This window comes from Helcobacillus sp. ACRRO, assembly GCF_022347125.1.
Lineage (GTDB): Bacteria > Actinomycetota > Actinomycetes > Actinomycetales > Dermabacteraceae > Helcobacillus > Helcobacillus massiliensis.
Window position 1 is genome coordinate 15,291 of the sequence record NZ_JAKRNG010000018.1, and the last position, 12,757, is coordinate 28,047.

Annotated in this window: 12 protein-coding genes; 8 read left to right on the forward strand and 4 right to left on the reverse strand. The window is 69.0% G+C overall.

What is annotated here, in order from left to right; genetic code table 11:
• Window positions 1-78 precede the first annotated feature (78 nt).
• The 5 genes from glyA (at window position 79) to MHY20_RS07640 (ending at window position 5,220) form a co-directional block, all read left to right on the forward strand.
• Window positions 79-1,347, forward strand: a complete 1,269-nt coding sequence (gene glyA, locus MHY20_RS07620; RefSeq protein WP_275436723.1) for a serine hydroxymethyltransferase — start codon at window positions 79-81, stop codon at window positions 1,345-1,347.
• Between the two features lie 35 nt (window positions 1,348-1,382).
• Entirely contained in the window at window positions 1,383-2,288 is a 906-nt protein-coding gene (locus MHY20_RS07625; RefSeq protein ID WP_183373592.1) for a bifunctional methylenetetrahydrofolate dehydrogenase/methenyltetrahydrofolate cyclohydrolase, read from the forward strand.
• Window positions 2,285-3,094, forward strand: a complete 810-nt coding sequence (locus MHY20_RS07630) for an exodeoxyribonuclease III (RefSeq protein WP_183373593.1) — start codon at window positions 2,285-2,287, stop codon at window positions 3,092-3,094. Before MHY20_RS07625 ends, MHY20_RS07630 begins: the two co-directional genes overlap by 4 nt.
• Before the next feature lie 220 nt (window positions 3,095-3,314).
• Window positions 3,315-3,947, forward strand: coding sequence for a copper chaperone PCu(A)C (locus MHY20_RS07635; protein ID WP_239376008.1), 633 nt, complete (start codon window positions 3,315-3,317; stop codon window positions 3,945-3,947).
• Window positions 3,934-5,220, forward strand: a complete 1,287-nt coding sequence (locus MHY20_RS07640; RefSeq protein WP_239376009.1) for a Dyp-type peroxidase — start codon at window positions 3,934-3,936, stop codon at window positions 5,218-5,220. The genes MHY20_RS07635 and MHY20_RS07640 overlap by 14 nt, the downstream gene beginning before the upstream one ends.
• Before the next feature lie 166 nt (window positions 5,221-5,386).
• Here the strand turns inward: MHY20_RS07640 and MHY20_RS07645 are convergent, their stop codons facing one another.
• The 4 genes from MHY20_RS07645 to sdhC form a co-directional block, all read right to left on the reverse strand.
• Window positions 5,387-6,118 (reverse strand): succinate dehydrogenase iron-sulfur subunit, encoded by a 732-nt coding sequence (locus MHY20_RS07645; protein ID WP_183375229.1) that lies wholly within the window; start codon window positions 6,116-6,118, stop codon window positions 5,387-5,389.
• Window positions 6,119-6,183: 65 nt separating this feature from the next.
• Window positions 6,184-7,956 carry a succinate dehydrogenase flavoprotein subunit gene (sdhA, locus tag MHY20_RS07650; RefSeq protein WP_183373595.1) on the reverse strand — a complete coding sequence of 591 codons (1,773 nt, stop codon included), beginning with the start codon at window positions 7,954-7,956 and terminating at the stop codon, window positions 6,184-6,186.
• Between the two features lie 37 nt (window positions 7,957-7,993).
• Entirely contained in the window at window positions 7,994-8,458 is a 465-nt protein-coding gene (locus MHY20_RS07655; RefSeq protein ID WP_183373596.1) for a succinate dehydrogenase hydrophobic membrane anchor subunit, read from the reverse strand.
• A gap of 2 nt (window positions 8,459-8,460) precedes the next feature.
• Entirely contained in the window at window positions 8,461-8,838 is a 378-nt protein-coding gene (sdhC, locus tag MHY20_RS07660) for a succinate dehydrogenase, cytochrome b556 subunit (RefSeq protein WP_239376010.1), read from the reverse strand.
• A gap of 179 nt (window positions 8,839-9,017) precedes the next feature.
• Between sdhC and MHY20_RS07665 the strand changes: the two genes are divergently transcribed.
• The 3 genes from MHY20_RS07665 to MHY20_RS07675 all read left to right on the forward strand — a co-directional run bounded on the left by MHY20_RS07665 (window position 9,018) and on the right by MHY20_RS07675 (window position 12,753).
• The gene (locus tag MHY20_RS07665; RefSeq protein ID WP_239376011.1) at window positions 9,018-10,211 is read left to right on the forward strand and encodes a mannose-1-phosphate guanylyltransferase; all 1,194 of its coding nucleotides are present in this window, start codon (window positions 9,018-9,020) and stop codon (window positions 10,209-10,211) included.
• A 47-nt stretch (window positions 10,212-10,258) separates the two neighbouring features.
• Complete coding sequence (locus MHY20_RS07670; protein ID WP_239376013.1) at window positions 10,259-11,524, forward strand: amidohydrolase; 1,266 nt, start codon at window positions 10,259-10,261, stop codon at window positions 11,522-11,524.
• Window positions 11,525-11,655: 131 nt separating this feature from the next.
• Complete coding sequence (locus MHY20_RS07675; protein ID WP_239376015.1) at window positions 11,656-12,753, forward strand: BMP family ABC transporter substrate-binding protein; 1,098 nt, start codon at window positions 11,656-11,658, stop codon at window positions 12,751-12,753.
• The last annotated feature ends 4 nt before the right edge of the window (window positions 12,754-12,757 follow it).

The following is a 12,757-nucleotide window of genomic DNA, read 5'->3' on the forward strand; positions in this document are numbered from 1 at the left end:
CGTGCAGTGGCCCCCGCTCCCGTACTCCTTCCTCACCGCTGCTCGGCCGAGGATGTGTCCGTCCGTGAAGGAGAAGAAATGAACCTGATGAACAGCTCGATCTCTGAGCTCGATCCCGACATCGCGAAGGTCCTCGATCAGGAGCTCGGTCGCCAGCGCGACATGCTCGAAATGATCGCCAGTGAGAACTTCGTTCCGCGCGCAGTCCTGCAGGCGCAGGGCTCCGTCCTCACCAACAAGTACGCCGAGGGCTACCCCGGCAAGCGCTACTACGGCGGCTGCGAGTACGTGGACGTCGCAGAGAACCTCGCCATTGAGCGCGTCAAGCAGCTGTTCGGTGCTGAGCACGCCAACGTGCAGTCGCACTCCGGCGCCTCCGCGAACGCTGCCGTGATGCACGCACTCGCCGAAGCCGGCGACACCATGATGGGTCTGTCGCTCGCCCATGGCGGTCACCTGACCCACGGCATGAAGATCAACTTCTCCGGCAAGCTCTACAACGTCGTCGCCTACGAGACGGAGCCGGACACCGGCCGCATCGACATGGACAAGGTCCGCAAGCTCGCGCTGGAGACCCGCCCGCAGGTCATCGTGGCCGGCTGGTCGGCCTACCCGCGCCAGCTCGAGTTCGATGCCTTCCGCTCCATCGCCGACGAGGTCGGCGCGAAGCTCTGGGTCGACATGGCTCACTTCGCCGGTCTCGTGGCCGCGGGCCTGCACCCCAGCCCCATCGACTACGCCGACGTCGTGTCCTCCACGGTCCACAAGACCCTGGCGGGCCCCCGCTCCGGACTGATCATGTCGAAGGCGGAACTCGCCCGCAAGGTCGACTCAGCCGTGTTCCCGGGCCAGCAGGGCGGCCCGCTCATGCACGTCATCGCCGCCAAGGCCGTGGCGTTCAAGGTCGCCCAGTCCGCGGAGTTCAAGGAGCGCCAGCAGCGCACCCTCGAGGGCGCCCAGATCATCGCTGATCGCCTCATGGAGAAGGACGCCGCGGATGCCGGCATCAAGCTCCTCTCCGGCGGCACTGACGTCCACCTCGTGCTGGTCGACCTCGTCAACTCGAAGATCGACGGCCAGCAGGCGGAGGACATCCTCCACGAGGTCGGCATCACCGTGAACCGCAACTCCGTGCCCAACGATCCGCGCCCGCCGCGGGTCACCTCGGGTCTGCGCGTGGGCACCCCCGCCCTCGCCACCCGCGGCTTCGGCGCCGAGGAGTTCACCGAGGTCGCCGATGTCATCGCCGAGGCCCTCAAGGGCGACGCGGACCTGGAGAAGCTGCGTGCGCGCACCCGCGCCCTCGCCGACTCCAAGCCGCTGTACGCCGGCCTCGAGCAGTATTGATACCCCAGCTCTTCCGACAGAAGGAGAAGACGCACATGACCGCACAGGTCCTCGACGGCCGCACCACGGCCAAGACCATGAAGCAGGAGCTCAAGGAGCGCGTGGAGAAGATCATCTCCGAGGGCGCCGTGAAGCCCGGCCTCGCCACCGTCCTGGTGGGCGCGGACCCCGCCTCCGAGATCTACGTGGCGGGCAAGCACCGCGACTCCGAGGAGATCGGGATCAACTCGATCCGTAAGGACCTCCCGGAGGACATCTCGCAGGAGGACCTCTTCAAGGTCCTCGACGAGCTCAACAGCGACGAGTCCTGCACCGGCTACATCGTCCAGCTGCCGCTGCCGAAGCACATCGACACCGACGCCGTGCTCGAGTACATCGACCCGCAGAAGGACGCCGACGGCCTGCACCCCATCAACCTGGGCCGCCTCGTGCTGAACGTCAACAATCCGATCAATACCCCGCTGCCCTGCACCCCGCGCGCAGCGATCGAGCTCGCTCAGCGCCACGGCATCGACTTCAACGGCAAGCACGTGGTCGTGGTCGGCCGCGGCGTCACCGTGGGCCGCCCGATCGGCTCCCTGCTGACCCGCCGCGAGTTCAACGCCACCGTGACCCTCTGCCACACCGGCACGAAGAACCTGCCGGAGCTCATCAAGCAGGCCGACGTGGTCGTGGGCGCCGCCGGCGCACCGCACCTGATCAAGCCGGAGCACATCAAGGAGGGCGCTGTCCTCCTGGATGTGGGCGTGTCCCGCACGAAGGACCCGGAGACCGGCAAGTCCAAGATCCAGGGCGACTTCGCCCCGGGCTGCGAGGAGAAGGCCTCCTGGTACTCCCCGAACCCGGGCGGTGTGGGCCCGATGACCCGCGCCCTGCTCATGGCGAACGTGGTGGAGTCCGCTGAGCGCGCATGGGAGAAGAAGAAGGCCGCTGACAAGTGACCTTCACCGTCGCAACCGTCAACGTCAACGGGATCCGCGCCGCGGTGCGCAAAGGCATGCACGACTGGATCGAGCAGGCCGCACCGGACGTGATCACCCTGCAGGAGGTGCGGGCTCCTGACGAGCTCGTCGCCCCGCTGATCGGTGAGGGCTGGAACGTCGTCCACGCGGAAGCGGCCGCCAAGGGCCGCGCCGGTGTGGCGATCTGCTCCCGCCACCCGTTCCTGGACACTCGCCTCGGCATCGGCGTGGAGTACTACGCCACGGCCGGCCGGTGGGTGGAGGCGGACATCACCTCCCCGTTCAACGACGATGCGGTTCTGACCATCATCTCCGCGTACGTCCACACCGGCAACGCCGAGGACGAACAGAAGATGAGCGACAAGTACGGCTTCATGGACGCCATGGTGGAGCGCATCGGGCTGCTGCGGGAGGCGGGCAACCACGTCCTGCTCACCGGCGACCTGAACGTGGCGCACACCGAGCGCGACATCAAGAACTGGAAGGGCAACCTGAAGAAGGCGGGCTTCCTCCCCACGGAGAGGGCCTACTACGACAGGATGTTCGACCAGCTCGACTGGGTGGACATCGGCCGCACGCACGCGGGCGATGTCCCCGGGCCGTACACCTGGTGGTCCAACCGGGGAAAGGCGTTCGACAACGACGCCGGCTGGCGCATCGACTACCAGATCGCCTCCCGGGACCTCGCGGGCCGCGCGGTGGACTGCCGCGTGGACCGCGCCCCCTCGTACGACACGCGGTGGAGCGACCACGCACCACTGGTCGTCGACTATCGAACGGACTGAGGAAGCCCCGACTGCCCACCCGGCGGCGCCCGGAGGGCAGCCACCTCGGCATCGACAGCGGCCGACGGGACCGTGTGAACGCACGGATCCGTCGGCCGCTCCGCTGTCTCCAGGGTGGGGACCTTGGTCCTCCCGGCCGGGATTCGGGACGGATAGGGTGGCGAGCGCCCGGCCCCGTACTGCCGCGCGGCCGTCCCGATCTGCGAAGGACCCCGCTCTGATGCGCATGCGCTCTCGTCGTCTTGCCCTGTCCCGCCGCGCCGCTGCCGCCGGCGTCGCCACCGCTGCCCTCGCCGCCCTCGTCGCCTGCTCCAGCGGTGCCGACGGAGCCTCCGGAAGCGCCGGCCCGGACACCTCCAGCACCCCCGCGGTCGTCTCCGACGGCGGCGGCTCCGACCAGGGCGGTACCGACAAGGGCGCCACGGCCACCAGCGCGGATCTCACCGTGCACGACGCCTGGGGCAAGGCCGCCGACGACGGCATGACCGGCGTGTTCGCCGAGATCACCAACAACGGGCCGAAGGCCATCACCATCACGGGCGGCTCCTCCGAGGCGGCGCACATGGTGCAGCTGCACGGCACCGAAGGCAACGCCAAGGGCGGGATGACGATGAAGGAGAAGGAAGGCGGGTTCACCATCGAACCGGGCGCCTCCCTCACTCTGGAGCCCGGCGGCGACCACATCATGCTGATGGACCTGACCGGCCCGCTGAAGCCCGGTGACGAGGTCGCGATCGACCTGGAGCTCGCCGATGGGAGCACCCTCGAACTGACCGCACAGATCCGCGACTTCGCCGGAGCACAGGAGGACTACGCGCCCGGCCACGGGGGTGCATCCGATGGCGGCCACTGACCAGGCCAGCCCCGCTGAGCCGAACTCGGCTGAGCCGGCCCCCGCGCAGTCGGGGACCTCGCGACGGCGACTGCTGACCGGCGGCGCACTCACTGCAGCGGGCCTGACAGTCGGCGGCGCGCTCGGCGCATCCACCGCCTCCGGTCTCCTCACCAGGAACCGCGGAGCCGAGTCCGCCCAGCAGGAGAGCCCCGCCCCGTTCGGGGAGGAGAGGACCGCCTTCTACGGCACCCACCAGGCCGGCATCACGGAAGCCCCCGCCGCCCACGCCGCGTTCATCGCGTTCACCCTGAAGAAGGACACGGACCGGGACGCGCTCGCCCGGATGATGCGCATCGTCACCGACGACGCATCCCGCCTCACCGACGGCCGGGCCCCGCTGACGGATGTGGAGCCCGAGCTGGCGGCGGACCCGTCGGCCCTCACCATCACGATCGGCTTCGGTCCGGGGTTCGTGGAGCGCGCCGGCGGCGCCGCCCCCGCCTGGTTGAAGCCGCTGCCCGCGTTCGAGATCGACCAGCTGCAGGACGAGTTCTCCGGCGGGGACCTGCTGATCCTCGTCGCCTCCGACGACCCCGTCGCGCTGTCGCATGCGCAGCGGGCCATGCTGAAGTCCGTGCGGCCGTTCGCCGACCTCGCCTGGGTCCAGCGCGGTTTCCGCAGCGCCCGCGGCGCGCACGACGACGGCCGCACGCAGCGCAACCTGTTCGGGCAGGTGGACGGCACGGTGAACCCGCATCCCGATGAGGATGCGTTCGACGACCTGATCTGGGTGAAGGACGGCTCGTGGATGAACGGCGGCACGTCGCTCGTGCTGCGCCGCATTGCCATGAACATGGAGACGTGGGATGAGGTGGACCGACCCAGTCGCGAATTCTCCATCGGGCGCCGCCTCGACACCGGCGCACCCCTGACGGGCACAAAGGAGCATGACGCCCCGGACTACCACGCGAAGACAGCGACCGGGATGCCCGTCATCGACGACTTCTCCCACATGCGCCGTGCCACGTCACGCAACGCGCGGGAGCGGATCCTGCGCCGCCCCTACAACTACGACGATGCGCCCCTGCCGGGGGCGGAGTCCGGATCGAACACGGGGCTGCTGTTCGCGTCCTACCAGGCGGATGTGCTCGAGCAGTTCCTGCCTATTCAGCAGCGCCTGGCCGAGGGGGACCTGCTGAACACGTGGACCACGCCGATCGGGTCGGCCGTGTTCGCGATCCCGCCGGGGTGCGCGGCCGACGGGTTCATCGGCGAGACGCTGCTGTCCTGACGGCCGCGGCCCGGCCGCGGAGGGCAGGGCGGACCGGATCCATGGCGGGCTCAGGTCCAGCCCACCCGCAGACGCAGCAGCGCCCGCCCACATGCTCCATGGGGGAGTGGTGGGCGGGCGCTGCTGTCGTGTGATCCGGCAGGATGGTCCGGCCGGGGCGCGGCCGTCAGATGCGGCCGTTGATCATCGCCTGCTTGACCTCGGCGATCGCCTTGGTCACCTGGATGCCGCGGGGGCATGCCTCGGTGCAGTTGAAAGTGGTGCGGCAGCGCCACACGCCTTCGCGGTCGTTGAGGATCTCCAGGCGCTGCTCACCGGCGTCATCGCGGGAGTCGAAGATGAAGCGGTGCGCGTTCACGATCGCAGCGGGACCGAAGTACTGGCCGTCGGTCCAGAACACGGGGCAGGACGAGGTGCACGCGGCGCACAGGATGCACTTGGTGGTGTCGTCGAACCGTTCGCGCTCCTCAGCGGACTGCAGGCGCTCGCGGGACGGCTCCTGCCCCTGCGCCACCAGGAAGGGCATGACTTCGCGGTAGGAGTCGAAGAACGGCTCCATGTCCACGATCAGGTCCTTCTCCACCGGCAGGCCCTTGATCGGCTCCACCGTGATGGGCTTGTTGAGGTTCAGGTCCTTCAGCAGGGTCTTGCAGGCCAGGCGGTTGCGGCCGTTGATGCGCATCGCATCGGAGCCGCACACGCCGTGCGCGCAGGAGCGGCGGAACGTGAGCGAGCCGTCGATCTCCCACTTGATCTTGTGCAGCGCATCGAGGATGCGGTCCGTGCCGTACATGGTGACGGTGTGCTCGTCCCAGTAGTGGCCGCGGTCAGTGTCCGGGTCGAAGCGGGCGATCTTCAGGGTGACCTGGAAGGTGGGGATCTCCTGGTCGCCGCTCATGCGCGGCTTCTCCTGACGGCCCTCGGGCGCGCCGGATGCGGTGGTGTCAGCAGCAGCGGAAGACATCAGAACGTGCGCTCCTTCGGCTCGTAACGGGTGATGACGACGTCCTTCTTGCCCAGGCGGATGTCGGTGCCCTCCTCACCGGTGCCGTCCGCGGTGCGGTAGGCCATGGTGTGGTGCAGGAAGTTGACGTCATCGCGCTTCTGGTAGTCCTCACGGAAGTGACCACCGCGGGACTCCTTGCGCTCCAGGGCGCCGAGGGCGACGACCTCGGCGAGGTCGAGCAGGAAGCCGAGCTCCACACCCTCGAGCAGGTCGAGGTTGTAGCGGGTGCCCTTGTCGTCCACGGACACGGCGGCGTAGCGCTCCTTGAGCTTCTTGATCTCGGCGAGCGCGTGACGGCAGGTCTCGTCGGTGCGGTACACCTGCACGTGGGCGTCCATGACCTCCTGGAGGTCGCGGCGGATCGCCGCGATGCGATCCGGGTTCGCCGGGCGGTTCTTCAGCTCCTCGAGCAGCTGGACGGTCGGCGCCTCAGCGTTCTCGGCGACCTCCGCGAAGTCCACCTCGTGGGCGTGCTCGGCGGCGTAGATGCCGGCGCGGCGGCCGAACACGTTGATGTCCAGCAGCGAGTTCGTGCCGAGTCGGTTCGCCCCGTGCACGGACACGCACGCCACCTCGCCGGCGGCGTACAGGCCCGGCACCACGTCCTTCTCGTTGCGCAGCACCTCACCGCGGATGTTGGTGGGGATGCCGCCCATCGCGTAGTGGGCGGTGGGGAACACGGGGATCGGCTCCGTGTACGGCTCCACGTTCAGGTAGGTGCGGGCGAACTCGGTGATGTCCGGCAGCTTCGCGTCGATGTGCGCGGGCTCCAGGTGGGTGAGGTCCAGCAGCACGTAGTCGCGGTTCGGGCCGCAGCCGCGGCCCTCGCGCACCTCGTTCGCCATGGCGCGGGCCACCACGTCACGCGGGGCGAGGTCCTTCAGCGTGGGGGCGTAGCGCTCCATGAAGCGCTCGTTCTCGCTGTTGCGCAGGATGCCGCCCTCGCCGCGGGCGGCTTCGGACAGCAGGATGCCGAGGCCGGCGAGACCGGTCGGGTGGAACTGGAAGAACTCCATGTCCTCCAGCGGCAGGCCGCGCCGCAGCACCATCGCGGGGCCGTCACCGGTGAGGGTGTGGGCGTTGGAGGTGGTCTTGAACATCTTGCCGAAGCCGCCGGAGGCGAAGACGACGGACTTCGCCTGGAACACGTGGATCTCGCCGGTGGCGAGCTCGTACGCCACCACGCCGGCGGCGCGGACGTCCTCGTCGGTGCGGGGGTCGCCGGACAGCAGCACGTCCAGAACGTAGAACTCGTTGTAGAACGAGACCTCCTGCTTGACGCAGTTCTGGTAGAGGGTCTGCAGGATCATGTGGCCCGTGCGGTCCGCTGCGTAGCAGGAGCGGCGCACCGGCGCCTCACCGTGCTCGCGGGTGTGGCCGCCGAAGCGGCGCTGGTCGATGCGGCCCTCCGGGGTGCGGTTGAACGGGAGGCCCATCTTCTCGAGGTCGAGGACGGCGTCGATCGCCTCCTTCGCCATCACCTCAGCGGCGTCCTGGTCCACCAGGTAGTCGCCGCCCTTGACCGTGTCGTAGGTGTGCCACTCCCAGTTGTCCTCTTCGACGTTCGCCAGGGCGGCGCACATGCCGCCCTGGGCCGCGCCCGTGTGGGAGCGGGTGGGGTACAGCTTGGTCAGCACAGCGGTGCGGGCGCGCGTGGAGGACTCCAGCGCAGCGCGCATGCCGGCGCCGCCGGCGCCGACGATCACCACGTCGTACTTGTGGGTCTGCATGAATACGGTTCTTTCCTCGCGTTGAGTGGGGGAGTGCTCAGGCCTGGCAGTACTTCGCCATGGTCTGGGAGTCGACGCCCGGCAGGCACGGGTCGAAGGTGAAGATGACCAGGGTGCCGAGCAGGATGATGACGACGGTGACGGCGGCCAGCAGGTACTTCAGGCCCTGACGCAGGCGCGGGCGCTCCACGTAGTCGCTGATGATGGTGCGCACGCCGTTGGCGCCGTGGATCATGCCGAGCCACAGCATCAGCAGGTCCCAGACCTGCCAGAACGGGTTGGCCCACTTGCCGGCCACGAAGCCGAAGTCGATCGCTTTGACGCCTTCGCCGAGCCACAGGTTCACGAACAGGTGGCCGATGACCAGGAAGACGAGGACGAGGCCGGACAGGCGCATGAACAGCCATGACATCATCTCGAAGTTCGGGCCGGACCGGCCGGTGCGGCGGTAGCGCGAACGCGAGTAGCGGGTGCTCGGCTGGGGGATGGAAGTCGAGGTCATGATCAGCCTCCGAACATGTGCATGAGGTGGCGGGGGACGAAGGCGAGCATCATCAGTGCCCAGACGATGACCACGCCCCAGAACAGTGCGCGCTGCTTCGCCGGTCCCTTGGACCAGAAGTCGACTGCGATGATGCGCAGGCCGTTGAGCGCATGGAACAGGACGGCGCCGACCAGGCCCATCTCGCCGAGGCCGAAGACCACCGTCTTGTAGTGGCCGATGACCACGTTGTAGGCCTCAGGGGAGACGGTCACCAGTGCCGTATCGAGCACATGGACGATGAGGAACAGGAACAGAAGCATGCCGGAGATGCGATGGGCAACCCAGGACCACATGCCTTCGCGTCCGCGGTACAGCGTCCCGGACTTGGCATTCGCCACGGGGACCTCCATTGGTTCGTGAGGGGTTTTGGCTTTATCACACTAGCACTGGAGAACACAGGGCGAACGCCCAACGCCCGCTGGACATCGAGGCGTGTCGACTGTCCTGTCCGGGCGAGCGAACACTGCTCACCGACTCTTCGGTCGGTCACCTGGTTGCGGCTCGGTACTGTGGGGGCATGTGCGCAAGCTCCGTCTTCATCCCGATCGTCCCCGCCGGCGGGTCCGGCACCCGTCTGTGGCCCCTGTCCCGCCGCAGCGAACCGAAGTTCCTGCTGGACCTGACCGGCACGGGCTCGTCCCTGCTGCAGCAGACCCTTCGCCGCCTCGAGCCCATTGCGGACCACCCACCGATCATCGTCACCGGTGCTGTTCACCGCGACGCCGTCACCACCCAGGCCCAAGCCGTGGCCGCGGGAGCGGACCGCCGCGCCCGCATCCTCGCCGAACCGAGCCCGAAGAACTCCATGCCGGCGATCGCCTGGGCCGCTGCGGTCGCCGAACGCATCGATGAGGACGCCGTCATCGGCTCCTTCGCCGCCGACCACCTGATCCACGACGTCGACGGCTTCACCGCGACCATCCGCGCCGCCCACCGCGCCGCCGAACTCGGCCACCTCGTCACCATCGGCATCGAACCGACCTACCCGGCCACGGGCTTCGGGTACATCCAGGAGGCCGACGGAACCCCCGAACAGCTCGGGGCTGCGGGCGCCCGCGCGGTTGCCCGCTTCGTGGAGAAGCCGGACGCCGAGACCGCCCAGTCCTTCCTCGCCGCCGGGGGCTTCACCTGGAACGCCGGCATGTTCGTTGCCCGCGCCTCCCTGATCCTGCACTGGCTGGACCGGCTGCTGCCGCAGGTGGCGGACGCTGCGCGGCAGCTGGCCCGTCTGGGCCAGGAGCGCGTCGGCCCCGAGGAGATCGACCGGATCTGGCAGGGGATGACCTCCATCGCGATCGACCACGCGCTCGCGGAGCCGCTCGCCGCGGAGGGAGCGGTGGCGATGGTGCCGGCCCGATTCGACTGGGACGACGTCGGCGACTTCCACGCGCTCAGCCGTCAGCTGCGCAGCGCCCCGCCGGCCGCCCAGCAGGGACACCACGACGCCACGCCGGCCGGCTCAGCCGTACAGCAGGGGAGCGGGGGAGCCGGCAGTGACGTGGTCGCGCTCGGGGACGCCCCCGTCATCGCCGACGCCTCCCGCGCCAGCATCTACTCCCGCACCGGCCGCCCCGTCGCCGTCGTCGGCCTGGAGGACATCACCGTGGTCGACACCGAGGACGTCCTCCTCGTCCTCGCCGACGACCACGCGCAGAGCCTCTCCGGCCTCGTCGCGAACCTCCAGGAGCATGGGCAGGGGCATCTGCGCTGACCACCGGGAGCACGAACACGACCGACATGAACGGAAAGGGGCAAGGGGTGACACCGTCGCCGACGCCTGAGAACGAGCAGAACCGCACCGCCGGACCCGAGGCTGCCCGCCACCAAGCCGTCGTCGGAGAGGGCGGCATCATCGACCGCATCATCGACTCCCGCATCGACGACCTCATCGCGGTGCGCCGACGCCTCCACGCCGACCCCGAGCTCAGCCACCAGGAGTTCCGGACCACCGCCCTGATCGCCGCCGAGCTGCGCGACCTCGGCCTCGAACCCAGCCTCACCAAGCAGACCGGCCTGTTCTGCGACATCCGCGGCACCGATGACTCCCTGCGCCCCGTCGCGCTGCGCGCCGACATGGACGCCCTCGGCATACCCGATCTGAAGAAGGTGGAGTACCGCTCCCGCAACGACGGCGTCTCCCACGCCTGCGGGCACGACGTCCACATGACCTGCGTCCTCGGCGCCGCCATGGCGCTGCGCGCCGTCCAGGCCGCGGGTCGCCTGAAGCGGACGGTGCGGCTCGTGTTCCAGCCGTCCGAGGAGAGCCCCACCCCGCCGGGCGCGCTGCAGATGGTGAAGCAGGGCGTGGTGGACGGCATCGATTCCATCTACGCCCTCCACTGCGACCCCAGCTTCGACGTGGGCCGCATCGGCATGCGCACCGGCCCCATCACCTCCGCCGCCGACCCGATCTCCATCGAACTGCGCGGCGCCGGCGGCCACACCTCCCGGCCCCACAACACCCAGGACCTCATCTGCGCCATGGGGCTGGTCGCCACCCAGCTGCCGGCGATGCTGACCCGGCGCCTCGACCCCCGCAGCGGCGTCAACCTCACCTGGGGCTCCATCCACGCCGGCAGCACCTTCAACGCGATCCCCTCCTCGGGGCAGATGCAGGGCACGCTGCGCTGCCTGGACCGCGACGCCTGGGACAGCGCCTCCACCCTCCTGGAAGAACTGCTCGTCATGCTGGTGCGGCCCCTCGGGGTGGAGGCGAGCGTGCACCACACCCGCGGCATCCCGCCGGTCACCAACGACGCCCGCTGCGTGCGCCTCATGGAGCGCACCGCCGCCGGTCAGTTCGGTCCGGAGAGCGTGGAGGCGGCGCCGCAGTCCCTCGGGGGTGAGGACTTCGCCTGGTACCTCGGGAAGGTGCCCGGGGCGCTCGGCCGCCTCGGCACCCGCACTCCCGGAGGCCGCACCTACGACCTCCACATGGGGGACCTCGTGATCGACGAGCGCGCCATCCGCTGCGGCGCCGGGTTCCTCGCGGCCCTGTGCGTGCAGCGCGACCAGAAGCGCTGACCGGGGTCGCCGCCGCGGTGGGACCTCTGGGTTCTGCAAACCCTCTCAGGCGGGGTAGGTTATTGCCAGCGCCTGGCATCGGAGCCCGGCCCCGACCCCTGACCCGACCCCCGTGTCGTTGGAGGATCCCCATGAAGTCAACGGCAGCCCGCGCAGCGGCTATCCTCGGAGCCGGAGCGCTCCTTCTCAGCGCCTGTGGCGCACCACCCGAAGAGCAGAAGGGCGCCGGTGGCGACAGCAGCGCCCCCAAGGACTACAAGGCCTGCATGGTCTCCGACCAGGGCGGCTTCGACGACAAGTCCTTCAACGAGTCCGGCCACGACGGCCTCGTCGCCATCAAGGACCAGACCGGTGCGGAGATCCAGACCGCCGAGTCCTCCTCCCCGGCTGACTTCCAGCCGAACCTGCAGAACATGCTCAACCAGGGCTGCACCCTGACCTACACGGTCGGCTTCCTCCTGGCCGGCTCCACCGCCACCGCGGCGAAGGCCAACCCCGATGCGCACTACGCCATCATCGACTCCCCGGCCCTCGACTCCGACGGCAACCCGATCGAAGTCGAAAACGTCAAGCCGATCCTCTTCGACACCGCCCAGGCCTCCTACCTGGCCGGGTACCTCGCCGCCGGCATGTCCGAGACCGGCGTGGTCGCCACCTACGGCGGTATGAAGATCCCGTCCGTCACCATCTTCATGGACGGCTTCGTGGACGGCGTCGCGAAGTACAACGAGGTCCACGGCACCGACGTCAAGGTGCTCGGCTGGAACAAGGACAAGCAGGACGGCTCCTTCTCCGGCGACTTCGAGGACCAGACCAAGGGCAAGACCCTCACCGAGGGCTTCATCAGCCAGAAGGCCGACATCATCATGCCGGTCGCGGGCCCCGTCGGCGCCGGCTCCCTCGCCGCCGCGAAGGAGCACGACGGCACCAAGGTGATCTGGGTGGACGCCGACGGCGCCAAGACGAACCCGGACTCCAAGGAGGTCATCCTCACCTCCGTGATGAAGGGCATCTCGCCCGCTGTTCAGGACGTCGCCACTGCCGACATGGCCGGCAAGTTCTCCAACGAGCCGTACGTGGGCACCCTGGAGAACGAGGGCGTGTCGCTGGCCCCCTTCTACGACTTCGACTCCAAGGTCCCCGCGGACCTGAAGAAGGAGATCGACTCGCTGAAGCAGGACATCATCGACGGCAAGGTCACGGTCGACTCCCCGTCCTCCCCGAAGTGATCCC